Origin of the sequence: Halomonas sp. SpR8 (assembly GCF_031010195.1) — a bacterium.
In the GTDB taxonomy this organism is placed as follows: Bacteria; Pseudomonadota; Gammaproteobacteria; order Pseudomonadales; family Halomonadaceae; genus Vreelandella.
Window position 1 is genome coordinate 79138 of sequence record NZ_JAUAMC010000010.1, and the last position, 23623, is coordinate 102760.

The window sequence follows — 23623 nt, forward strand, 5'->3', positions numbered from 1 at the left end:
AACGTCGGGTATCATACAGCAGCGACGCAAAAGGGACGATTTATGAAAATTGCCAGCATCAATGTCAATGGTATTCGTGATGCCGTCGATCGTGGCTTCCTGGACTGGCTGGCTCAGCAGGATGTCGACGTAGTCTGCGTGCAGAACATCAAGGCAAAAAGTTTTGAACTGGGTGACCACATTCTGTATCCGGAAGGCTATGAAGGCTACTTCCTGGATGCTGAAGAGGATGGTTTCTCCGGTGTGGCACTCTATTGCCGAAAAATTCCCAAGGCGATTATGTATGGCCTTGGGTTTCCTCAGTGTGACCATGAAGGACGTTTTCTGCAGGCGGATTATGAACGCTTCAGTATCGTCTCCTTCCTGATGCCTGACGGAAGTGATCAAAAAGCTAAGCAGTCCTTTATGGACCAGTATCAAGAGTACCTGACGAAGATGTCGCGCAAACGCCGCGAATACATCCTCTGCGGTACTTGGCATATTGCTCATAAAACCGTCGACTTGGCTAACTGGTCGGACAACCAGCTCACGTCGGGCTTCCGCCCGGAAGAGCGCGCCTGGATGGATCAGGTGCTTGGCCCCACCGGGTTTATCGATACCTTCCGCGAAATCAATCGCGATGCAGGTGAATATACCTGGTGGCCGAAGCTCGACCAAGACGTACCCCGTGAGCGCCAGGAAGGCTGGCGGATCGACTATCAATTAGTCGGCCCCAATTTCCGCCGCCACGTGGTCGACGCGTGGATTGATTACGATGCGACCTTCTCCGAGTTCGCACCGCTGATCATTGAGTACGACCTAGCGCTGTAGGCGTTAGACAACGCACTTTTCCCGCGTCGCCCGTCACCCTTGCTGATTAGCCGGGGTGACAAACAACAGGCCAGCATTTAGCTGGCCTGTTGTTTTTATGCTTTACTCCTCACGCCTCACCTTCATTACTCGCGAATACCCAGCGCTTCGCGCTGTTTCTCACGCAGTTCATCACCGGCTTTTTCAGCCAGATCAAGCATCGCGTTCAACTCGGTGCGAGTAAACGCACCTGCCTCGGCGGTACCCTGTACTTCGATCAGCTCGCCGCTTTCGGTCATCACCACGTTCAGGTCAGTATCGGCTTTGCTGTCTTCCGGGTAGTCCAGATCCAGCACCGGCACGCCTTTATAAATGCCTACGGAAATGGCGCTTACCAACTGCTTGAAGGGGTCGCTTTTAATTTTCTTCTCACGCTGCAGATAACGGATCGCATCCATTAGCGCCACGCAGCCACCGGTAATCGCCGCGGTGCGAGTACCACCATCGGCCTGAATCACATCGCAATCCACGGTAATAGTGAACTCACCCAGCTTCTTCAAATTAACCGCGGCGCGCAGGCTGCGGCCAATCAAGCGCTGAATTTCCAGCGTTCGACCGCCTTGCTTGCCCTGGGTTGCTTCGCGGTTGCTGCGCGAGTGCGTCGCGCGGGGCAGCATGCCGTACTCTGCGGTTACCCAGCCCTGATTTTTGCCGCGCAGCCAGCGCGGTACAGTGGCTTCTACACTGGCATTACACAGCACTTTGGTATCGCCAAACTCCACCAGTACCGAGCCTTCCGCATGGCGGGTGTAATCGCGGGTTATGCGAATATCACGCAACTGGTCGGCCTCGCGACCGCTGGGGCGCACAACATCAGGACGCTTAGCACTGCTCACAAATAGTACCTCTCAATAAACACGTAACTAGGAAAAGCCCTCCATTGTACACGTCTAGGCGTGCGCTGATTGGCCTATCGGGTAGACTGGTGGCAATGCTTTATAAACCGCTATTTATTAATAGGATAAACAATGGCCGCTTCCAGCCGCGTACACAGCATGACCGCTTTTGCCCGCACCGAGCAGGCTGCGCCTTTCGGTACCCTTCAGGTGGAAATTCGCTCGGTGAATCAGCGCTACTTAGAGCCGCATTTTCGCCTACATGAAAGCCTGCGCGATTTAGAGCCGATCCTGCGCGAAGCGCTGCGCACCCGTTTGGCCCGCGGCAAAGTCGAGTGCAGCGTTCGCTTTGAGAGCGCCGAAACCACTCAGACCCCCGCCGTTAATAGCGTTCGCTTAGCCGCCATTGCAGATGCGCTAAGTGCCATTCAGCAGCAGGTGCCCAGCGCCGTTTCACCGACAACTCTGGAGCTATTCAATCAGCCCGGCGTGATGGAAACCCGGCACTTCGATCAAGACGCCATCAAAGCCGCCGCCAAGGCGCTGTTTGACCAAGCGCTGGATGAGCTGATTGACGCCCGGGCCCGAGAAGGCGACAAGCTCGCCGAGATGATCACCACCCGCCTAACGGCCGTTAGCGAGCAGGTGGCCACCGTACGCAGCCTGCTACCGCAGATTTTAGAGCGCCAGCGAGCGCAGCTCTTAGAGCGTTTGGAGATCGCCAAAACCGAACTCGACCCACAACGCCTGGAAGCCGAACTGGTGCTCGTGGCGCAAAAAGCTGACGTAGATGAAGAGCTGGATCGCCTAACGGCGCATATCGAAGAAGTCAGCCACCAGCTTGCCCAGAAAGGCCCCAAAGGCCGCCGTTTGGACTTTCTAATGCAGGAACTCAACCGAGAAGCCAACACGCTTTCATCAAAATCCGTGGTGGCTGAGACGACCCGTTGCGCGGTGGAGCTGAAGGTGCTGATCGAGCAGATGCGGGAGCAGATTCAGAATATTGAGTGATGTTCATGATGATTTCTTTAGTTCTATAAATTACTGTTTATAAATATTTTATTGCAATTTTTTCCTACGCCAGTCTGCCAATATCCAGTGTAGTGGGCAATGGCAGTCAGCTCGACCTTATCGACTTCATCCTGGAAAAAGAGAATTATTCTTTGTCATACTTTTCGCTCAGCTTATATGCTACCGCCAGCGATTCAGCCGTTTACGACCTTAACGGCGGTATCTCGCAGCAAGTAGTTGTGAAGCACCTCAGTGAACGCGTTATACTTTATTCAACCAAAAAGCCAGCCCAACTTGGGCATTTTTTCACAGACGCATCCGGTAACTTATGGCGACGGCAGAGCAAATCAAAGCTTTATTGAAGAGCCACGCTGATCACGATGATCAGCGGTTCTACTCTATTGCCCTGCAAGTCGCGGCCAAAGAGGCTCGCAAAGGCCACCACAAATTGGCCAGCGAACTCAAGGAAACCATCGAGCGTTCACAGAAATCGTCCCAAAGCCTTAGCGTTACGCCTTCAAAGCCGACCCCCCTCGCCCAGCATCCCAAGGGCGATTTGAAAGGGCTTCTGGAGCTGACGCACTCCACCGCTCGCAAAAATGAGCTAGTGCTGTCGAGTGAGGTGAGTGAACGGCTGGATAAGGTGCTACTTGAGCAACGGCAAAAAAGCCGCTTGGCTCAGTTTGGCCTTTCTCCAAGGCGTAAACTGTTATTTACTGGCTCTCCGGGCACGGGTAAAACCCTATCGGCCGCTGTATTGGCTTCAGAGCTGAAGCTTCCGCTTTACACCATCGTTCTGGACAACTTGATCACCCGCTTTATGGGAGAGACCGCAGCGAAGCTTCGGTTGATTTTTGATCACATCAAGCAAACGCGAGCGGTATACCTGTTTGACGAATTTGACGCTATCGGCACCCAGCGGGGCGCGACAAACGACGTCGGAGAGATACGCCGTGTGTTGAACTCGTTTCTCATGTTTGTCGAGCAGGACACCTCTGAAAGCATCATTTTGGCAGCGACCAATCACCCAGAGCTTTTGGATAAAGCGCTTTACCGGCGTTTTGACGACATTATTCAGTTCGAAAAACCGGGTCAGGCGCAAATCAAGCAGCTGATTGAAAATCGCCTCTCAGCTTTTGAGACAGGCAACCTCGGCTGGGAAGAAATCACCCAGGCAGCATTCGGGTTAAGTTCAGCTGACGTCACCCGCGCCTGTGAAGATGCTGCTAAAGAGGCGGTCTTGCACCATGATGCCAAAATCACCACTGCAATGATTACCAAGGCTGTGCAACGCCGACAAAACGGAAAACAATAAGGGTGCTTCATGGCGGATCAGAAACCGCATTTACTGTTAAGCGGTATTGGCCGCAACGAAGATTTTCAGTCCCGTAATCAAGTTAGAGGTGTCGGTGTTCCCCGTAGAGACCGTCATACGCACGGTATCGCTTTAAGGCAGCAATACGCCGATGCACTTGCTAGGCATCAGACTCGCCAATCTGAGCCCCTGGTTCCCATTACTGACGAAACGGGTATTTACGTTGAAATCGTAGGGTTTGCGGATGTCGAGCTTCCACTTGATAAGCTCGATAACCGTGCTTTTAAGCTTCGGTCGTGCCGTAAAGTGGGTGGGAGAGAAGTAGCAACGGTATTTATTCCCGACCCTCAGCGAGACGCTTTTCAAAAAAAGGTTCATGAGTATCTCAACAAAGATAGAGCGAAGGGAAAGCCTGCTAATCAAGCCCTTATCGACAGTATCGCTGAAATCAAGCTGGCAGATTTGCGTTCCTTCTGGACAGATGACCTAGCGCTATTCCCCGAAGTGACTGATCAGCCCGTGTGGTGGGAGCTATGGTTGAAAAAGCGGGCTACAGCTCTATCCGCTAGAGAAGTTGCTGAGCAGCTTGCGGAGCGGCTTAACGCTGAGCTAAGCAACACCTCAATTAGCTTCTTCGATAATTTTGTTATCCTCATCAAAGCGTCCGTTGAACAGCTTGAGTCAGCACCCGAACTTATTGCCAACCTTGAAGAGTTGCGTCGCGCCAAGCAAACCCCTAATGCGTTCATTTCCATGCCTGCCAAAGAGCAACACGAGTGGGCTAGTGAGCTAGCAGATCGGATACGGCTAGACGAAAATACCACCACGGCTATTACGGTGCTGGATACAGGGATAAATTACCACCATCCACTGTTAAGCCAAGTGACTACGCAGCAATTAGCACAAGCGTGGGAGCCCAGGTGGCCTCCCTATGATGACTACCAGCCTACCTACCCCCTTGCGCCCTATAATGATCATGGCTCCAGGCAAGCGGGGCTGGCAGCGCTAGGCGAGCTAGATAAGTCGTTACTCGCTACCCACGAAATTTGGCTCGCTTACAGAATTGAGTCTGGACGCATACTGCCACCAGCTGGCAATAACGATCCTGAACTTTACGGTGCTATTACCGTAGGTACCGCTGCGAAGCTTGAAATTAACAACCCCGAATTTTCCCGAGTTTATTCTCTGGCTGTTACCTCGCCTGCTGACTCAATCAGTGGGCAGCCTTCGTCCTGGTCTGCTGAAATTGATCAGTTCGCCTTTGGCCTGGAAGACGACTTACAGCGGCTGTTTGTGATTTCGGCTGGTAACAACCAGGCGTTATACGCGACGGTGGATTACTGGGATCAGGTACACCTCGCAGACATAGAAGACCCGGCCCAAGCATGGAACGCCTTAACAGTAGGTGCTTATACAGAAAAAACAATCAATGACGACCCAAGCTTTGCAGGCTGGGCACCCTTTGCTAAATCAGGGGATGTTGCTCCCGCTAGTCGGTCATCAGTTAATTGGGGCTGGAAAAAACAAGCGCCTTATAAACCAGATGTGGTGGCAGAAGGCGGAAACCGGTTGCTCTCGCCTGACGGCACGGAAGTGTCGGATGCTGACGTGGTATCGCTATTAACAACCTCAGGCAGAACGAGCGGGCAGTTATTTGAAACCACCAAGGATACCAGCGCTGCCTGTGCCCTGGTTTCCAGGCAAGCCGCGCTTTTAATGAAGGAATACCCTGGTTACTGGCCGGAAACAATACGTGGGCTAGTTGTTCATTCAGCTGAATGGACTTCAAGGATGCAAAAACGCTTTGAGGAGTTACGCAGAGATCAATCGTATACAAATGCCACCAAAGTGATGCTTAGATGCGTGGGACACGGTGTGCCAAGCTTGGAGCGTGCAAGGTATAGCGCGAACCATGCCTTGACGCTGATTGTTCAGGATACCCTGCAGCCCTTTAACAAGCCGAGTGCCAAGGCTTCTGACGATCCCAAGCTGAATGAGATGCAGCTTTACCAGTTGCCTTGGCCTGTTGAAGAGTTACGCAAACTGCCGCCAGAATTGAATATTAAATTACGCGTGACGCTTTCGTACTTTATTGAGCCGAATCCGGGCCGTAGAGGCTACCGCCAGCGCTATAGTTATCAATCCCACGGGCTGCGTTTCAATGTCATTCGCCCTGGCCAGCCGTTAGAAAACTTTCGTGCTGCGATTAATCGTGTAGCTAACGACGCTGTAGAGGACTACCAAGGTGTCGAAGGTGATAGCAGTGGTTGGTTATTAGGCCCCCAGATTAGAACACGCGGCTCGCTTCACTCCGATACATGGACAGGTTCAGCGGCGGATCTAGCCGATATGCACACGCTGGCGGTCTATCCCGTGGGTGGCTGGTGGAAATACCGTGCAGGGGAAGAGCGTTGGCAAAACCGTGTTCGCTTTAGCCTGATCGTCAGCATTGACGTGCCGGATAGCGAAGTAGATATCTACTCCGAGGTCGAGAACCTGATTGAAACCAAAGTGGAAGTAGATATCTGAATAAACCCTATCTCCGTAAACGGTGCATCAGCAGTCGCCCCCATCTATCTGGGCAGGAATCAAGGAACGCACGGAAGTTGCGCGCGTCTGCGCGTCATTATTGGACTGATCTCCCGAAAACAGCTGCAGCTCAGGGTCAATCTGTACAGCAAACGGAAAGTCGAGCCACGTCGTTGGGTACGAGAAACGGTACACTTCTCGCTGCCCCAGACTAAATCTACTTCCAGCCTCCTGAGCAACTCAGGCTGCTGCGAGGCAAACCAATCAGCATAGACCCATATCGATTACTCATGATGAATGCCTGCCTTCAGAGGTAGAGCGATAAACCAATTGTGGCAGTACTACAGCGAAGCCGGTGATGGGATAGAAGATATTGCCTATCCGACCCTGCGTGATAGGATGCGTCGCGCAGAGAAACGCGATCAAAACGAAGGTGGAAACGAGTGATATGAGAACAGGGGTTGATGGCTTTCAAGGCCAGCGGTTGAGCCAACTGCGCATGGCCCAAAATCTGACCCTCGCGGAGTTGGGAGAGCTAGTAGGTCGCTCTTCCAGTACGGTTTCGGCCTGGGAAAAAGGCACCCAGCTACCTGAGGTCGAGTCATTTGATCGTCTTTGCAACGTGTTTCACGTCTCTCGCATGTGGTTTTTGAAGCCTGTTCCTCCTGTTATTCAGGAAAGCCAGCGACCTTACTTTTTCCGTTCACAAGCCTCTGTTCACAAGCAGGCACGTGAAAGGTCACAACTCTATTTAGCGTGGCTGCAAGAAATCTCTGACTTCTTCCAGGAGGCGATGGAGTGGCCAGAAGTCAATGTGCCGATGCTGGACGCTAACGACTGCCGATTGATCAGCGATGAGGAAATTGAAGACATCGCCAGAGAGTGCCGTGAAGCTTGGAAGTTGGGTTCTGCACCAATCCCAAACGTGATTCAAGTAATGGAAAATGCGGGGATTATTTGCACTCGCGCCACCCTGGGGCACGTCAAAATGGACGGTGTTTCTCATGTCTCCGTTTTGGATGGTCGCCCCTATGTGTTGATCGCTGAAGACAAAGCAAATGCCATTCGTAACCGCTTTGATGCCGCGCATGAGCTTGGGCACGTAGTGCTGCACTCCAAAATACCGGCAGCGCAATACACTAAAAAAGAGCTGTATGACCTGTTAGAAGGGCAGGCACACCGCTTTGCCAGCGCTTTCTTAATGCCGCCCGAGAGCTTTGCTCAAGAGGTTGTCTGGCCAACGCTGGATAACCTGCTTTCGCTTAAGTCGCGCTGGAAAGTCTCGGTGGCGTCGATGATCGTTCGCTGCCGAGATTTATCGCTGCTGACTGAGCAGTTAGAGCTAAGGCTGTGGAAAGGGCGCTCGGCTCGTAAATGGACGAAAGGTGAGCCAGGTGATGATGTCCTGGCTTTCGAGCAACCCAAGCTGATGATGCGCGGCGCGCACCTCTTGGTAGATAACGGCATCTTTGAACGCACTGAGCTGGTTCACCAGATTGGCCTGCCGCCAGAGACGATTGAAATGCTGTGTAATTTACGCCCAGGTTACCTAAGTGTTCAGCCTGACACTGCAGACAACGTAGTGCCTCTCAAGCTCAAGCGTGATACGGCAAGGTCCGGCCGGGCGAGGCGAGCGGATGTGTTGCCATTCCCGCAGTAAGATGATCGTAGCTACTCGAAGAGGCGGCATTGCAGGTGTCCAATAGAGTTTCGCCCTGAGCGTTTATGCCGTTTCTTGGGCAAGTAGCTCCTTAGCATCGGAAAAGTACTTCTTACCTGCCCATATATCGGTACTGCCTACTACGTATACACGCTTTTTGGCGCGTGTCACGGCTACATTCAGCAAATTGGGCTTGCTGGATGCCCACTCTGCGGCGCCAGGTGCTTCCTCGGAGAGCCCCAGTACCATGATGACGTTATCTTCCTCCTTGCCCTGGAAGGTATGCACCGTACCCACGCGCTCTTTCAGCCACTCCCTTAGCGCGCCATGGCCGCCGAAAGCATCGGCATCAAGATTTTTGGATAAGTGGTCTTGAAGACCTCGGGCAACCGCTTTGAATGGGGAGATGATGTAGACGCTGGGCAGTTCATTTTTATCTTTAATATGCCGATTTAACATGCGCGCGACCCGCTCTGCTTGGGTGGGTACAAAGTGCTTGCCTTGAACGTTGCCCTCAACATCAAACCAGCGACTGTCGCCTGGGCCGGGCGATAGACTGTCATTGCCGTGAAGCATTTTGTCGTTATAGGCGATGCGGTTGGCAATACTAAACATCGGCTCATCGCAGCGCCGGTGTACGCGCAGCGGGCTGCCTACCCAGAACTCTTCAGATATCTCATTAGTGCCATAAGGGTTGGCACGATCTGCCACGACTTGAACTGACGACACCGTGGGCGACCACTTGTACCAGTCACGGTCAAATTCGCCCTTCGCCATCGCTTCGACTAGGCCCGCTGGTACGGTAAACACCGGCTCGATCTGGAGTGGGTCGCCTACCACCACGGCGCGCTTGGCTCGCCATAGTGCCCCAACCGCCTGTTGCGGCGTTGCTTGCCCCGCTTCATCGATAAACAGCCAGCCTATCTCACCTTCATTGAGGGCTTTAAATTGATTGGCCACCGAAGCAAAAGTCGACGACACCACCGGCACGATCATGAAAAGCATCTGCCACACGGCTTTGGCCGCCTCGCGATCCTTAACGCCGCCGTTGAGTACCGGCATTAGCGATTTCAACGTTGGCCAAAGCTTGTTACCACCATCATAGGCGGCAACGAGCCAAGCTTCGTGTAGCTCAAATGCTCGTGCTGTTAGCTGCGCACGGGCTTGGTTTAATACGTAGCAGTGACCAAACGAGATGCGTTGCACGTCGGGGACTTCCAAATCCTGCGTGTCATCCGCTAACCGTACGTCGCGGTACTGCTCTTTCAGCGGGGCGCACTCGCGATGTTCTGTCGCCCGGCGGCGTTCCAATGAATCAAGACGCTGCTGGCTTACGGCCAACTGTTGTTCGGCTCGCTGTACACGCTGCTTGATCTGCTTAATGCGTTCTCGGTTCGCGCAGTAGCCGTTTAGCGGCCATAAGGGCACGCGCTTGGCCTGCCGGTTGCTCAACCAAAGCGATAAGCGGGCGGCGATGCCTTTATGAAAGTGGGTTTGGCGTTGGGCTGCTTTGGTTTCCGCTTCTAGCCGGTGTAAAGCCTGCAAGCGTTTAAGGTCGGCTTGAATGGCCTTAACGCCTTTTGACGCCTCTTGGAAAGCACGCTGCGCTGCACGGAAATCCTGTTGGGTATCCCGCCCTTCGGCACGTGCCTTGAGCGTAGGCACTAACGTTGAGTAGTTCGCCGCTTCGCCTTCCGCCACGCATTGATCAATCTTCTTGAAAAAGACGCGCTCGCCAAACGTATTGCGATTGCGCTTCTTGCCCAGTGATGTGGCGATCAGTCCCCAGCAATCTTTCTCCGGCGGAAGTGTTTTAACATACAACTCAGTCCCCGCTTTTTGCGTGTGGGGGGCTGCAAGCTTCTGTCCCACCGGCTTCAAAAAGGCTAAGTCCCGATATGCCTCGCCCAACGCCTTGGTTTGCGGCAATTCTCGCGTAACGTTCTCCACCGCCGCGTTATTGCTGGAAGCCACCACCATTTCGAAGCCGGTCAACTCGGGGATCAGCGTTTTAATAATGGTATCGCCATCAATGTTGGCATGCAGATTCTCGCCGAACGCTGCCTCTGGTGACGAAAGCGAGGCCAGTACCTCGGCACGCTTGACCATGTTACGGGCGACCAGATCGCGCAGCATGGTAGTCTTGCCGGTGCCAGGTGGGCCGTTAACGGAGTAGAGCCCGGTCTTTGCCAGCGTGTCATCGATAGTGTTGATGGCGAACTGTTGCATCAGGCTCATCGAATGCTCGTCTTTATCCGGCCAACGGCCATCAGGCATGCGCTCGGGAGCCAATGTGCGCATCAGCAGCTCACGTCCTTCTGGCCGCAGCAGGTCTGGGTGGCGCTGGCTCTCCCCTGTCAGATAGCACGCCAGGGGCGAACCGGGTGCGAGCCCCTGAGTCTTCATATGTTTCATGACCGCTTCCAGGTCACGAATAAAGAAACTGTTGAGAACGGCGATCTCGTTGATCGACACCGTTGTGTCGTCAGGCTCGGCTGACGCTTCTGCAGCAATGGCAGCGTCGTGAGTTGGCGTTTCCAGCCGATGGGTAAGATCGCCCAGTGCAGACCACTCTAAAACCTCGCTCTGGGGCGGGTCTTCGGTGACGTTCTTGGTGGATGAAAACAGCTGCACGACTAACGCTGGCGACTCGCTTTCCGGCTCAAAGGCAGTCCAGCTCTGCATCGCCTTGAGTATTTCGATCAGTTCGAACGTAGTGAGTTTGGGCGGTAGACCGTGCTCGCGTTTGAGGTTATCGGCCACGGTGAGAATCGTGGTTAGTCGCTCGCGAAACAGCTCAGTTGCCGTTTCAAACGCATCCAGCGTGGCATCATCCAGCGTGCCTTGCTGCAATGCGCCTAGCATCCAGGGGGCGGTAGATATCTCAAAGCTTTCTTGATCGATGCGGCCATCTTCCTTAACCTCTACGCTCATCGAGCAGGTCAGCCCCTCATCGCGGCTGCGCTCCACCCAGGCGTCGGTTTTCTCCGGGTACGCTTCACGGGCAACGCGGAAAATTTCGCTGCGCGCAAACACGCCCAGGTAGAGTCTGAAGCGATACGCTTTCCCGGGCCAGTAATCCTTACCTGCACGCCTAATCATCTCCGCGTCCAGCCACGGCACACAGTCCGGCGTTTCCAGCAGCTCGTCGCTGCGATAGTGAATTGAGCCTTTGCCGTGATCGATATCCTTGAGCTCGGCGGATTCGAAAAACTCGACCTTGTGCCAGAACGAAAGTATGCGCTCGGCCTGCGTAGTTGAAGCCGTAGAGTGGGACGTCATGTCGTGGCCTTCTTCCTTGTCCGTTTTGCTGGCGTTTTCGCCGCCCGTTCTGCTTTGATCCTTTCCAGTAGGGCGGAGGCAGAGTTCTCGCCGCTGATTAGTTCAGGGTTATCTTTACGCCACTGCTCGGTGAGTTCGCCGCGGAAGGCTTTGGCGAGGATGGATTGGGTGAGGTTATTGACCCGCGCCAATGCCTGATTGACCTGATGCTCGATGTGGTCGGCGTGGGCGAAGAGCTGGTCAACGCGGCGGACGATTTCGGTTTGTTCTTCTATTGGAGGTATCCTGAGAGGATATTTTTTCAGAGCCTTGCCAGTTAAATGCTTGATTGTTGTGCCGGTAAATAGCTGTTCTAAAGTCAAACTGTCAGCATCATGCTTCAGGTTGAAGGCGAGCCATTCGGGAATTAAAAATTCCGAAACTCTGGCGCGATGAATGGCTTTTTGAAAGACAATTTTCTCGTTAACACGCCCATCCCAAATGGCACATCTTCCGGGCTCTCCCCCTTCACAGATCAAGACATCACCAGGTCTGATAGTGAGCTCAGTTCTCTCGGCCTCTGATACCAGAATTTCCTGAGCTTCAGATAGATTGAAATCGAACCAACGCACATTGATATTGCCAAGGTACTTGGTTGGGATACCTCTGTTCTTGTCTTTATCAAGCATTTTTCCAAGCCGACTCTCGACTAGATCAGAGTAGTGCTTAACGCTCCAACTTCCGGGAATAGGCGGCCATTTCCAGTCAACTGCATTTGGATAAATGTAAGAATCAGAGTTCGAACGCCACTCCGCCGTCAATCGCCCACTCACCGCCGCTGCCAGGACAGACTGGCGGAAGCGTTTGAGGATTTGCGGGATGCGCTCAAGGCGGACTTTGGTGTTTTCCACCTGGGCCAGCAGGGTGTCGAGTTTGTCGGCAATGACTTTTTGTTCGGCGAGGGGGGGGAGCAAAAAATCAAATGTTTCTAGGTCACTCTTATTGAAACCATTTTGTGCTGAACGAGAAAGCAGGCGAAGCGCTCCCTGGAAATGCTCTGAATTCAGATAACCATGTAGAAACCTGGAATCTATAAAAGAAGGCGTAATTACTTTTGCCAAAGCTACGTTGTAAGCGCCCTCCATTCCAGTGCAAATTCGGCCCAAAGATGCACCGTATCGACCAATCAAGAGGTCATTTTTTTTGCATTTCTTAAGTTTCGGCGTGTCCGGGATATATGTGGGAACGGGTTTTTTCCCAAAGTCTCGAATCTGCAAAAGCCTTATGTAGCCAACGCAGGCCTCATCAATAAACTGAGATTTTGGCGGCTGAGTTCCTCCTTGTATATCGAGAACTTCAGTGAATTTTAGATATAGCCACTCAGCAGGTTTTTTGTGATCGGCCATTACTTAACCTCACCCAACACTTCCTGCAAAAGCACGCGAGCCCCATCAGCTTCTTCCTCAGCGCCCAATTCCCGCATCAAGCTATCAAGCTCACCCATCGCCTGAACTAGCTCGCTCATAGCCTCATCCGCCAGCACGCTGGGTTCCGGCAGGTTGGCGGCATCCACGCTGTCGCTGTCTTTTAGCCAGCTGATATCCAGCGAGTCGCTCTTAGTGTCGCGAATCCACTCTCGCGAGAAACAGCGCCAGCGGGATTTGGAAAGGCGGTCGTCGGTTACGCCCTGGTTTTCTTCCGTAGCTTCAAGATCAACGGCGATCTCTTCGGCGTTGAACGACCACTCTCCTTCTTGGCGTTTACTTTGGCCGTTAGAGTTATCGCCAAACGCCGCTTCGAATGGCTTCAGATGCGGCTCACCAAAGGGCGTGCGCTTACCAAAGCTAGGCATATTGGTGCGCAGATCGTAGACCCAGACGTTCTCGGTGCAGCCGGTATCCTGGTATTTATCCGTGGCGCTTCCTTTGGTGAAGAACAGCACGTTAGTCTTCACGCCTTGGGCGTAAAAAATACCGGTGGGCAGGCGCAGAATGGTGTGCAGGTTGCACTTATCCATCAGGTCGCGGCGCACATCGGTGCCCACGCCCGCTTCAAACAGCACGTTATCGGGTAGAACCACGGCGGCGCGGCCACCGGGTTTTAGGTTGCGGTAAATATGCTGCAGAAAGGCAAGCTGCTTGTTGTTGGTTTTAAACGTCAGGTCGTCTCGGGTAATGCTGGCGTCGCCGCCTTTGCTGGTGCCAAAGGGCGGGTTGGCCAGTATTACATCGGCTTTGTCGAGGCTTGTGCCCGCTTGGCCCAGGGCGTTGCCGAGATGCACCACGCCTTCGTCATCGCCTTCCATGCCGTGTAGCAGGCAGTTCATTAACGCCAGGCGGCGGGTGCCGGGCACCAGCTCAATGCCCACAAAGGCTTTGTTCTGCTGAAACAGCTGCTGCTGGGCGTCTAGGTCTGCCAAGTCATCGGTGTGCTCTTTAATGTACTGGTCGGCGGCGGTCAAAAAGCCTGCCGTGCCCGCCGCTGGGTCTTGAATGAGTTCGCCATGCTGGGGCTTTAGGCAGCGCACCATACTGTTGATCAGCGCCCGGGGCGTAAAGTACTGGCCCGCGCCGGATTTGGTTTCGCTGGCGTTCTTCTCCAACAGGCCTTCGTATAAATCGCCCAGGCCATCTTGTTGCGCGCTGAACCAGTCAATCTGATCCAGGGTTTTGATCATCTGTTCTAAATGGCGCGGCTCCCGCAGGTTGGTTTGCGCATCGGCGTATACGGCGCTAATAAGCGAGTCGGTATGAATCAAGCGGCCGGTGCCATCGCGGCCGCTGGAGAGGCTGAGCAGAATGCGCTTGTAGTCGTCCAACAGATTAATACCGGATTTATTGTTCAGATCCGTCCAGCGACACCCTTCTGGCAGCGGGTGCTTTTTCAGGGTGCCCGCTTCGGTATTCTCATGCACCATTTTGATAAACAGTAGCAGCACTAACTCGGTGACGTAGTCGGAGTAGTTGATGCCTTCATCGCGCAGTACGTCACACAGATTCCAGAGTTTTTGAACGATGTCGTTATTGGTCATGGAGGCGCCTTTTAACCCGCTTTAATGATGAGCGGGGAGATTAAATGAGTTGCCCGGCTAGGGCGTTACGGACTGTATTGACCGAGATATTTTCTGATGTCTGAAGCACGGCTCTGGGAAATAGCACCGCGTAGGCTGCTGGCGGGGTGTGATTGCCAGCCAATCGAGGGTGTAAACGATTTTTTAGCTGCTGAGCGGTTTCATGGCTGATGACTCTCTCTCCCAGTACCTCTAGCAGGGCTCCTTCAAGGCAGGTGGGCGACCAGAGGATAATCTGGTAGCCGTATTTTAAGGCCTTGTCGTGATCCTGCTGGGTAGGCGGCACATCGGCATCCAGCACAAGAAAGCGTTGGTCGAATGCCAGGTGTCCATATTTTCGGGTGGCATTGGTAATGATATTACCGGGCGAGCCCCCTGACTGCTTCTCTATCGTCGTCTTCACGTCTGAATAGTCGGATCGAAACAGCTGATGCATATGTTTGATAAAGGCTTGATCGTCTGGGCCTTCGCCGACAATCAACAGGGCTGTTTTACTTGCCTGACGATGGCGCCGCTGGGGAGTATGTTTCCTTGCCATGATCAGTTACAGCTCCGGGGTGGCACCAAGGCCCCCGGCCATGTATTTGGCGTAGAGATTATCGTCGGCACGGAGCCCCGTCATGTCGTCTAATCGCCAAGCTTCGCTGTTTTGGTTGCGTTTCTCGACCAAGTAGACCTGATGCTTTTGCAGCAGATTCAATACTTCTGGCGTGTGGCAGGTAAAGATCAACTGCGCTTGATGAGGATTAGTGTGGTCAAATTCAAACCACCCCAGTAGATGCGGTACCAAGTGCGGATGTAGGTCATTGTCGATTTCATCGATAACGGCAATGCCACCTTTGTGTAGGGCGTTCAAAATGGGCTGAAGCAGCACAAACGCAGACTGAGTGCCACTGGACTCCTCGAAGAAAGGCAGTTCAAACGCTTGGCCATCATCCGTTTTGTGCAGGCCAAAAGGGACAAACACGTTTTCTTCCTTACGTATCTCGACACTGCTTAAGCCGAGATCAAACGTACTCATGGCATCGGACATGCGCTGGAGCAATTCGGGGGCTTTCTGAAAATTGGTGGCGGCCCCTATCACCTCACCGTGCTGAAAATGTCGTCGTCCAGTGCTTACAACATTGGTTTCAAGATGGTCAAAAAAAACGATGAAGGGCTTTGCTTCAGCGATATCGTAGCTGTGGGCAGCGCTGATCAGTGACGTATTGCCTCGGAGCTTCTCGGCCTGGGCTTTAGGAAACGGAAAGCCTTTTTGTTTAAAGCTATATCCTTGCTGTGTTTTTTCACGCTTAAATAAATAGCTGTATTGAGCACTCGTTTTTTCATAGAGCGCCTCGAAAATGACCTCTTGTGGCGTCAGTTCCAATTGGTAACGGTAGTCGATGCCACCGATCATAAACTCAAGCTCAAAGCGGCATGGTTCGTTAGCATGTAACCGATGGACAGCGAAAGGAATATCAAGATCAGGGTCGTTGCCTAAAAAAGACTCGGAGGCAAACCAGCTCAGAAATGCCAACGGCTTAAGGAATTGCGTTTTACCTGAGCCGTTGGCGCCTACTACCGCAATGGCTTTGTTGTAGCGTTCGCCATTGATATCGATATCGTAGCCAGACGGCGTGGGCTTTTTGCCCAAGGCAAAGTCGATGACGGTATCATCAGCAAAGCTGTAAAAATTTTTGAAGCTCAGGTTTTTGATCATATTCTTCAGTTTTCAACAATATTTTGTTGATTCTGCGCTCTTGATGGTGTGGTTTCAAGGTGAGATCAGCCGGTTTCTGGCCACATGGCCTCATTTAGCTCTTCCAATACATTATCCAACTGCTCCCCCAGCACTTTATCCAGCTGCTTTGCGCCCCCTTGGAAGGCGGGAAGCTGGTTGACCGTCTCACGGTCGAGAATGACTTCTTTGGTGAGTTGTTTGGCCAGTTTTCCCAGCCACTTACGTTGGTTGGGCGTCCAGTCATGTTGGGTGTAGAGGCGATCCATGGCGTCAGCCACGCGCTGTTCAAACGGCTTTAATGGCTCGCCCAGGGCGGCGCGGCGGATATGGCCGATGATGCTGGCGGCAATATCCTGATTGGTGTGGTTGCGCACGGCGCTTTGCAGGTTGGCTTCCGAGTAGCCGTGGTTATCCAGCAGCACTTTGACGTCTTTCAACTGTTGGCGGGTCAGGTCGCGGGGTTGGTTAACCACCACGGCTAAGGCAGCAGATTGGTTGATCTGCTCTTTGATAAATGCATTGAAGCTATCCAGGTAATCTTCGGGGCGTTTATGCACGCCGTAGCTCTGGCTGCGCTCGCGAATCTCATCGTCGTGGTCGGAAATCACTGGCATACGTTCACTACCCACCAAGTGCTTTACCTCGGCTAGCTGGTGTATCAAGCCGCTGTGCTGGCGAAGAAATGCGGATGCCTGCCTTGGCCCCAGCTTATGTAAATGCTCGTGGAGCTTGTTGGGCTCCACGCCCCACAGGCTATGTAGGTCATCAAGCTTTTGCTTTAGCGCGGGTTTGTTTTCTGCTTTTGTGTCGGCTTTGCGTAGTACACGCATGACTTTTTGACTGAGCTGGCTTAACACGACATCGGCTTGGCTTTCGCCCTGCTGTTCGCCGGGGCTATTCAGGGCGTTTTCCAGCTGGTGCTCATCGGTCAACTCATCGACTAGCTGTGCAAGGCTGATGTTGGGGTCTCGCACCAGCGGCTTCATGGTGTTGACCTCCGCCAGGGCGGCGTAGATATCCACCGGGTCGTAGATGGTGAATACGGTCTTGCCGATTTCATCGCAGCGGCGGGTGGCGCGGCCAATCATCTGTTCAAAAAGAATCCGCGAGCGCACCTGACGCATAAATACTAGATGGCAGATTTTTGGCACGTCGATACCGGTGGTGAGAAGATCCACGGTAATCGCAATATTGGGGTAGCGCTCGTTTTTATAGCGGCGGATCAGTTGGTCGATCTTGTCGCTTTTGCCGGTGATTTTAGCCACCGCGGCTTGGTGATAGCTGCCGTTATACAGCGCTTTGAAGGCGTCATCCAGCAGCCGTTTGACCATATCCGCATGGAGATCGGTGGCGCAGAAAATCAGCGTTTTTTCGTCGCCAAACGGGTCTAACTCTTCGGCCAACTGCTCGCAGATTACGCGATTAAAGTTTTCGTTGATGACCTGGCGATTGAAGGCGTCGACGTCGAAGCGCAGCTCGTCTTCTAGCTCGGTGGTATCCACTTCGCCGGTCTGGGTGTTGACCACCTCGATGGGCTTACCCTTCTCAAACTGGATGCCTTCTTGAGTCAGCAGGGTTTCATAGCGGATGGGCGGCTCGTGGTCGATCAGCCAGTCGTCCGCCACCGCTTCCCGGTAGGAGTAGGTGTACACCGGCTTACCAAAAATCTCGCTGGTGTGCTTGGCCGGGGTGGCGGTGAGCGCGATTTTGACCGCATCAAAGTAGTCGAGCACCCGACGGTAGCTGGAGAGGTACTGGCTGGCATCGCGGGTGGCCAGCTCGCCTTCGGTCATCTCCTGGTCGAGCGTGTAGCCGCGGTGGGCTTCGTCGATAATGATGCAGTCGAATTGATCAATCGGCGGCGGCGCATCGCTGGCAAAAATGCGCTTCACCATGGCCTGCACGGTGGCGACCTGCACGCGGGTTTCGGCTTCTGCCGCCATATCGCCCAGTTCGGCCACATTGTAGATTTTGCTTAGGGTTTGGTTCTGCTCTAACGGGGCTTCGTTGAAGGCATCAATGGCTTGATCGCCGAGAGCGGTACGATCGACCAGAAACAGAATGCGGTGAAAGCGTTCGGTTTTTAGAAACCGATACATAAGACCGATGATAGTACGGGTTTTACCGGTACCCGTGGCCATGGCGAGCAGGGCCGCGCGGCTGCCGTGGGCCAGGGCGTGCTCGGTAGCCAGAATCGCCTTTTGCTGATACTCCCTAAGCCGTAGGTAACCGAAAGGCTCGTATTTGAGCAGCTTGTCAGCGTTTTCTCTATCGCGCTCCAGCAGGCTTAATAGGCCACCAGGGGTATGAAAGCGGGGCAGGGCGCGGCGAGTGTTGCTGGGTTCTCGTGTATCGCGAAACCAGGTGCCCGACTGTTCGGCTAGCTGGGGCAGATAGGGGCGGCCATTGCAGGAGTACACAAAGGGGACTTTAAAGTGGCCCTCTTCATCGGCGGGCCAGGCGATGGTGCGCCCGGCAAGCTCCCAGGCGCTCACCAGCGGTGGTTCAACGCTTAGGCCTTTGCTGTAGCGCTCCGATTGATCAATCTTGCCCGCGACATTGGTGTTCTCTTTTTTTGCTTCGACCACGGCAATCGGCATTAAGCCGCAAAACAGCACGTAGTCTGCTCGTTCTTTTTGGCCATTGGTTTGTTGTGCGGGCTGAGTGGGCCATTCGGCAATGGCGCGGTAGGTACCTTTCTCGGGGCGGGCGCCTTTTTGATAGCTGATCTCTTGGCTGTCTGCTTCCCACCCCGCTTCATTGAGCTGCTGGTCAATCAGTATTCGTGTTAACTCTTCACTCAGCACTAATGTGTCGCTGGCGGCTTTGGTTTTGTTGACTATCTGCTGGCGCTGCTGATTAACGCTGCTTTCACCTTTGGTGGTGAGCTGTGTTTGTAGAGCGCGAATTTTGGCTTCGTAAGCCTGTTGCTGCTGGGTTAACGCTTGTTCGTGGCTTTGCGCCTGTTTGGCCAGGGCGCGGGTCTCCTCATCCATGGCCAACGCCAGCGCCTCATACTCCTGCTTCTCTTGCTCGACCAGTTGGCTAAGCTGCTGGCTACTGTCCAGCGCCTTGTTGGCGTGTTGAAGTTCATGGCGGAGCTTTTCGATATCGGCCTGAAGCTGGCGAGACTGCGCGCTGGGATCAGCGGGTGGTACAAACGGGCCGGGGTTGAAGGTAGTGCCTGCCTTTCCAAACGAGCGGTGAAACCAGATGGCCAGTGCGCGGGCCAGTTTTAGGCCATCCATCGCTTCTTTGTGGCGGGTGCGAAACTGGTGAGTCGCTTTATTACCTTCAATGCGCAGGGTGTGGAACAGCTCTTTTACCTGGGGTTCCAAGCGCAGCTCGCGGTTTAAGCGGTAGAGAAGGTCGGCTTGGCTGGTTTGGTTATCAAACTCTACCCCAGAGAGCGCCGCCATATGCTGGGCCAGCGCTTCTCCCAATTGGCGCAGCTTGATCAAGGTGGTGTTGGGATCGCTGACAAAGGCGTGTTCGGCGGCGGCGGTCAGTTCGACAAACAGCGCGTCATGCTCTGCTAAAAAGCCAAAGTTGCTGGGAGGATAGGGCGATGTCATTACATTTACTCTCCACATCTTTGCAAATTGGCTATTCCGCCGCTGTTATATATAAAACTCATACTAATAGAACAGAGGCTGAGTAGTTAAGTCTACTTTTGAGGGTTGGCAATATAGGGAGGCTGCAAACACTTTTGATAGCGGTGGTTCCATCTCAATTCGAGAGACACTGTCTCCCGAATTGAAAAGTGCTGGTAAAACTGCTGCATATTGCACAAATTGGTGACATTGAATCCCTTTCCCAGCCTCTCGGTTGTTGCACTCGCTGCTGCTTACCTTTAACTGATTGAGGATGGCCCATGCCCACCCTACGCCACATCACCTTAACCCTACTACTTGCTGTGCTGAGCATGCTCCCCATCAGCACCCAGGCAAACGAAGCCACCTGGCAAGCACTTAAAGAAGGCGGCTTAGTAATTCTAATGCGCCACTCCCTGGCCCCTGGTATCGGCGACCCGCCGGGCTTTGAGCTTTCTGAGTGCGATACCCAGCGCAATCTTTCTGCTCAGGGTCGTTCCCAGGCGGAAGCCGCTGGTCGCGTGTTGCGTGAGCGGGCTATTCCTATTGCGGCGGTGTATTCGTCGCGCTGGTGTCGGGCGCTGGATACCGCCGAGCTGATGGCTTTGGGCAGTGTTGAACCTGCGCCGTGGCTGGACTCCTTCTTTCGTGGGTGGGGTGATCAGGCGTCAATCACTCAAACCGCCCAGGAACAGATCGCTACATGGCAGGGGCCGGGCAATTTACTGCTAGTTACCCATCAGGTGAATATCACCGCGCTGGTTAACAGCGGTGTGGGTTCCGGCGAGATGATTGTGGTGCGTCCCACGGATAATTCTTTTCAAGTCGTGGGGCGGTTAAACGTTAGCGGTGACTAATTCGCTTGTTATCCACTTGAGCCGTTATAAAGAAAAAAGCGATATAGTTTAGGAGTTATCAATGAAAGCGGTTGTTTTTGAGCAGTTTTCCGCCCCGCCGAGTATCCAGCAGTTGCCCGATCCTACGCCCGAACCCCACGGCGTGGTGGTAAAAGTGATGGCGACCGGAGTTTGCCGCAGCGATTGGCACGGCTGGGTAGGGCACGATACTGATATCCAGCTCCCTCATGTGCCGGGGCATGAGTTGGCAGGCGTTGTGGAAGCCGTGGGCAAAGATGTAAAGCAGTGGCGCATTGGCGATCGCGTCACGGTGCCGTTCGTGGGTGGTTGCGGCACTTGCCCTGAGTGCCACTCTGGCAATCACCAGGTGTGCGATAGCCAGTTTCAGCCCGGCTTCACTCACTGGGGCTCATTTGCCGAGTATGTGAGTATTCACTACGCCGATGTGAATTTGGTCGCGCTGCCAGAGACACTCGACTTTGCGACGGCGGCGAGCTTGGGTTGCCGGTTCGTTACCTCTTTTCGGGCAGTGGTGGATCAGGGCAAAACAGCGGCAGGCCAGTGGGTGGCCGTCCACGGCTGCGGTGGGGTTGGGCTTTCTGCTGTAATGATTGCTAACGCCATCGGCGCCAACGTGGTGGTCATCGATATTTCGGAAGAGGCGCTTACTCTGGCTCGTCAATTGGGCGCTACGGCCACCGTGAATGCCGCTAAGGTCGCCAATGTGGTGGACGTGGTGGGGGAAATCACCCGGGGAGGTGCTCACGTGTCGCTGGATGCGCTAGGGCACCCGACGACCTGCTTTAACTCCATCAGCAACCTGCGTAAACGGGGCAAGCATATTCAGGTCGGGCTGATGTTGGCCGAGAACAGCACTCCGGCTATTCCCATGAGTAAGGTGATTGCCAACGAGCTTGAGATACTCGGCAGCCATGGCATGCAGGCCCACCGTTATGGCGCCATGCTGGCGATGATCCAGTCTGGAAAGCTGGCGCCTGAGCAGCTTATCGGCAAGCGGATCACTCTTGAGCAGTCGATTGATGCGCTGATGAGCATGGATAAATTTGGAGGAGCGGGGGTGACGGTGGTGACGGAGTTCTAAATAGGGGATAGCTGCGATGGCACGTAACAATTTCCTGCAATGAAACGGGGCAAATTATTCGCTCTTCATCCGCCGCTGCAGGTTTTACGCTGTACGGTATTGATAAGGAGTACGTTTATGTCATCAGACACTACCCAATCCGTGCGCCGCGTCATCGCCCAGCACCCGGCCAAGCGCGATGATATTGGTGATTTGATCACCCGGCGGCCGCTGCCGGGGCCTGGTTTGGATCAGCTTGACCCGTTTCTGTTTTTGAACCATCACGGCCCGCAGACCTATCCGGCCAACAACCGTGGCCTGCCGTTTGGCCCGCACCCGCACCGCGGCTTTGAAACGGTGACGTTTATCCTGGAAGGGTCGCTTGCCCACGCTGATAGCGCTAGCCATCAAAGCGTCATCCACAAAGGGGGCGTGCAGTGGATGACCGCGGGCAGCGGCATTGTGCATGCGGAAATTTCGCCGCCGGAGTTTCTGCGCGACGGTGGCCCACTGGAGATTCTGCAGCTATGGGTTAATCTACCGGCGCGTTTGAAGATGAGCGAGCCGTGCTACGTTGGGCTGCAGCAGGAATCAATTCCCGCCATTGCGCTGCCGGGCGGCGGTGAGCTGAACCTGATTGCTGGGCAGTGGCAGGGTGGCACTGGCCCTATTGACACGCTGACGGGGATATTTATGTCAACGCTGCGGCTGCCTGCCGGATCGCGGGAGCAGTTACCGGTAGCGCCTGGGCGACAGGTATTTCTCTACGTGGTGGAGGGAAACGTTGAGATAGGCGGCGAACCCGTTCAGCCGCACCATTTGATCGAAGTAGACCGCGAAGGCGGGCGCCTAGAAATCGAAGCCAGCAGCGATACACGTCTGCTGTTTGGTCATGGCGATGTCATCGACGAACCCGTCTACTCCCATGGCCCCTTTGTGATGAACACCCGCGAAGAGATTGTCCAGGCGGTTGATGACTACCAGAATGGCAAATTTGGCGGGCTCGACGGCTAAGATTATTTAAAGACAGGGGCTGTTTAAAGACAGGGGTATTGGGTAAAGAGAGTCGCTATAACGGCTCGCCGCGGTAGTAGTGCCACAGAAACAGCGAACCCACGCTGCGCCAGGGCGCCCAGTGTTCGACTAGCTGGCGGGCTTGCTTGGGCGTGGGTTTGTCATCCATACCCTTAAGGCGGCCAAGCGCTACTCGCAGGGCAAGATCATCGGCGGGGAAAATGTCTGGGCGCTTCAGCGAGAACATCAGATAGATCTCGGCGCTCCAGCGGCCAAACCCACGCAGCTGGGTAATCGCGGCAATCGCCTCGTCGTCGCTTAGCTGCTCAAGCCCATCGGCGCTAAAGGTGCCCGCCAGTTCCGCTTCTGCTAGCCCCTTGGCGTACTCGATCTTGCGCCAGGAGAGCCCAGCATCGCGCAGCGCTTGGCCCTCTACCTCCATAACTGCTTTGGCATGTAGTTCAGGCAGCAGCGTATTGACGCGCGCCATAATGGCACGGGCGGCTTCGGTGGAGAGTTGCTGGCTAACGATGGTACTGAAAAATGTCGCAAAACCCTGGTCGCGCTGGCGTGGGGCAGGCGCGCCTACCAATGGATAGGCGCGGGCGATATCGGGGTCTGCCTTGGCGAGTGCCGCCATGGCATGCTCGATCATGTCAAAGGACGCGTTATCAGATGTCATGACGGCTCCTGGCTAAAAATGAGTGTTTTGTTGCTCATTAATTGAGCTTTTAGCTATTTTTGAGTATTAAAATGCACATTACTGTGCTTCGGGCTATACTATTGAGCATTAAGCTGCTCAGTTATTAACTGCTCAATTAAGG

General features: G+C 54.0%; 16 protein-coding genes. 8 read left to right on the plus strand and 8 right to left on the minus strand.

Translation table 11 applies throughout. From position 1 onward, the window contains the following. Positions 1-42 precede the first annotated feature (42 nt). Positions 43-810, plus strand: a complete 768-nt coding sequence (locus tag QT230_RS17910) for an exodeoxyribonuclease III (RefSeq protein ID WP_308323522.1) — start codon at positions 43-45, stop codon at positions 808-810. Between the two features lie 125 nt (positions 811-935). Here QT230_RS17910 and rph read toward each other — a convergent pair whose 3' ends face one another. Beyond that, positions 936-1658, minus strand: a complete 723-nt coding sequence (gene rph / locus QT230_RS17915; protein ID WP_308323574.1) for a ribonuclease PH — start codon at positions 1656-1658, stop codon at positions 936-938. 159 nt (positions 1659-1817) lie between these two features. On the opposite strand from rph, the gene QT230_RS17920 reads away from it, so the two are divergent. The 4 genes from QT230_RS17920 to QT230_RS17935 all read left to right on the plus strand — a co-directional run bounded on the left by QT230_RS17920 (position 1818) and on the right by QT230_RS17935 (position 8200). Then, positions 1818-2696, plus strand: a complete 879-nt coding sequence (locus QT230_RS17920) for a YicC/YloC family endoribonuclease (protein WP_308323523.1) — start codon at positions 1818-1820, stop codon at positions 2694-2696. Between the two features lie 328 nt (positions 2697-3024). After that, entirely contained in the window at positions 3025-4011 is a 987-nt protein-coding gene (locus tag QT230_RS17925) for an ATP-binding protein (RefSeq protein ID WP_308323524.1), read from the plus strand. Positions 4012-4020: 9 nt separating this feature from the next. Further along, the gene (locus QT230_RS17930; RefSeq protein WP_308323525.1) at positions 4021-6540 is read left to right on the plus strand and encodes a S8 family peptidase; all 2520 of its coding nucleotides are present in this window, start codon (positions 4021-4023) and stop codon (positions 6538-6540) included. Positions 6541-6988: 448 nt separating this feature from the next. After that, positions 6989-8200 (plus strand): XRE family transcriptional regulator, encoded by a 1212-nt coding sequence (locus QT230_RS17935; protein WP_308323526.1) that lies wholly within the window; start codon positions 6989-6991, stop codon positions 8198-8200. 63 nt (positions 8201-8263) lie between these two features. Here QT230_RS17935 and QT230_RS17940 read toward each other — a convergent pair whose 3' ends face one another. The 6 genes from QT230_RS17940 to hsdR form a co-directional block, all read right to left on the minus strand. After that, positions 8264-11482 carry an AAA domain-containing protein gene (locus tag QT230_RS17940; RefSeq protein ID WP_308323527.1) on the minus strand — a complete coding sequence of 1073 codons (3219 nt, stop codon included), beginning with the start codon at positions 11480-11482 and terminating at the stop codon, positions 8264-8266. Further along, positions 11479-12867: a restriction endonuclease subunit S gene (locus tag QT230_RS17945; RefSeq protein ID WP_308323528.1), complete on the minus strand. Its 1389-nt coding sequence runs from the start codon at positions 12865-12867 to the stop codon at positions 11479-11481. Before QT230_RS17945 ends, QT230_RS17940 begins: the two co-directional genes overlap by 4 nt. Then, complete coding sequence (locus QT230_RS17950; protein ID WP_308323529.1) at positions 12867-14492, minus strand: N-6 DNA methylase; 1626 nt, start codon at positions 14490-14492, stop codon at positions 12867-12869. The genes QT230_RS17945 and QT230_RS17950 overlap by 1 nt, the downstream gene beginning before the upstream one ends. Before the next feature lie 40 nt (positions 14493-14532). Next, the gene (locus QT230_RS17955; protein ID WP_308323530.1) at positions 14533-15069 is read right to left on the minus strand and encodes a hypothetical protein; all 537 of its coding nucleotides are present in this window, start codon (positions 15067-15069) and stop codon (positions 14533-14535) included. Between the two features lie 6 nt (positions 15070-15075). Next, the gene (locus tag QT230_RS17960) at positions 15076-16233 is read right to left on the minus strand and encodes an ATP-binding protein (protein WP_308323531.1); all 1158 of its coding nucleotides are present in this window, start codon (positions 16231-16233) and stop codon (positions 15076-15078) included. 65 nt (positions 16234-16298) lie between these two features. Beyond that, positions 16299-19829, minus strand: a complete 3531-nt coding sequence (gene hsdR, locus QT230_RS17965; RefSeq protein ID WP_308323532.1) for a type I restriction-modification system endonuclease — start codon at positions 19827-19829, stop codon at positions 16299-16301. A gap of 299 nt (positions 19830-20128) precedes the next feature. Here hsdR and QT230_RS17970 point away from each other — a divergent pair, with 299 nt between their 5' ends. The 3 genes from QT230_RS17970 (at position 20129) to QT230_RS17980 (ending at position 22799) form a co-directional block, all read left to right on the plus strand. Further along, positions 20129-20704, plus strand: a complete 576-nt coding sequence (locus tag QT230_RS17970) for a histidine phosphatase family protein (protein ID WP_308323533.1) — start codon at positions 20129-20131, stop codon at positions 20702-20704. Between the two features lie 61 nt (positions 20705-20765). Further along, entirely contained in the window at positions 20766-21806 is a 1041-nt protein-coding gene (locus tag QT230_RS17975) for a zinc-dependent alcohol dehydrogenase family protein (protein ID WP_308323534.1), read from the plus strand. A 117-nt stretch (positions 21807-21923) separates the two neighbouring features. Continuing rightward, positions 21924-22799 (plus strand): pirin family protein, encoded by an 876-nt coding sequence (locus QT230_RS17980; protein WP_308323535.1) that lies wholly within the window; start codon positions 21924-21926, stop codon positions 22797-22799. A 55-nt stretch (positions 22800-22854) separates the two neighbouring features. On the opposite strand, the gene QT230_RS17985 is transcribed toward QT230_RS17980, so the two are convergent. Further along, complete coding sequence (locus tag QT230_RS17985; protein ID WP_308323536.1) at positions 22855-23481, minus strand: DNA-3-methyladenine glycosylase 2 family protein; 627 nt, start codon at positions 23479-23481, stop codon at positions 22855-22857. Positions 23482-23623: the final 142 nt, after the last annotated feature.

Coding starts and splice junctions, on each gene's coding strand:
- QT230_RS17935 (WP_308323526.1), top strand. CDS start 6,989: ATGAGAACAGGGGTTGATGGCTTTCAAGGCCAGCGGTTGAGCCAACTG.
- QT230_RS17980 (WP_308323535.1), top strand. CDS start 21,924: ATGTCATCAGACACTACCCAATCCGTGCGCCGCGTCATCGCCCAGCAC.
- QT230_RS17930 (WP_308323525.1), top strand. CDS start 4,021: ATGGCGGATCAGAAACCGCATTTACTGTTAAGCGGTATTGGCCGCAAC.
- QT230_RS17970 (WP_308323533.1), top strand. CDS start 20,129: ATGCCCACCCTACGCCACATCACCTTAACCCTACTACTTGCTGTGCTG.
- QT230_RS17910 (WP_308323522.1), top strand. CDS start 43: ATGAAAATTGCCAGCATCAATGTCAATGGTATTCGTGATGCCGTCGAT.
- QT230_RS17950 (WP_308323529.1), bottom strand. CDS start 14,492: ATGACCAATAACGACATCGTTCAAAAACTCTGGAATCTGTGTGACGTA.
- QT230_RS17945 (WP_308323528.1), bottom strand. CDS start 12,867: ATGGCCGATCACAAAAAACCTGCTGAGTGGCTATATCTAAAATTCACT.
- QT230_RS17960 (WP_308323531.1), bottom strand. CDS start 16,233: ATGATCAAAAACCTGAGCTTCAAAAATTTTTACAGCTTTGCTGATGAT.
- QT230_RS17985 (WP_308323536.1), bottom strand. CDS start 23,481: ATGACATCTGATAACGCGTCCTTTGACATGATCGAGCATGCCATGGCG.
- QT230_RS17955 (WP_308323530.1), bottom strand. CDS start 15,069: ATGGCAAGGAAACATACTCCCCAGCGGCGCCATCGTCAGGCAAGTAAA.
- QT230_RS17925 (WP_308323524.1), top strand. CDS start 3,025: ATGGCGACGGCAGAGCAAATCAAAGCTTTATTGAAGAGCCACGCTGAT.
- QT230_RS17940 (WP_308323527.1), bottom strand. CDS start 11,482: ATGACGTCCCACTCTACGGCTTCAACTACGCAGGCCGAGCGCATACTT.
- QT230_RS17920 (WP_308323523.1), top strand. CDS start 1,818: ATGGCCGCTTCCAGCCGCGTACACAGCATGACCGCTTTTGCCCGCACC.
- hsdR (WP_308323532.1), bottom strand. CDS start 19,829: ATGACATCGCCCTATCCTCCCAGCAACTTTGGCTTTTTAGCAGAGCAT.
- QT230_RS17975 (WP_308323534.1), top strand. CDS start 20,766: ATGAAAGCGGTTGTTTTTGAGCAGTTTTCCGCCCCGCCGAGTATCCAG.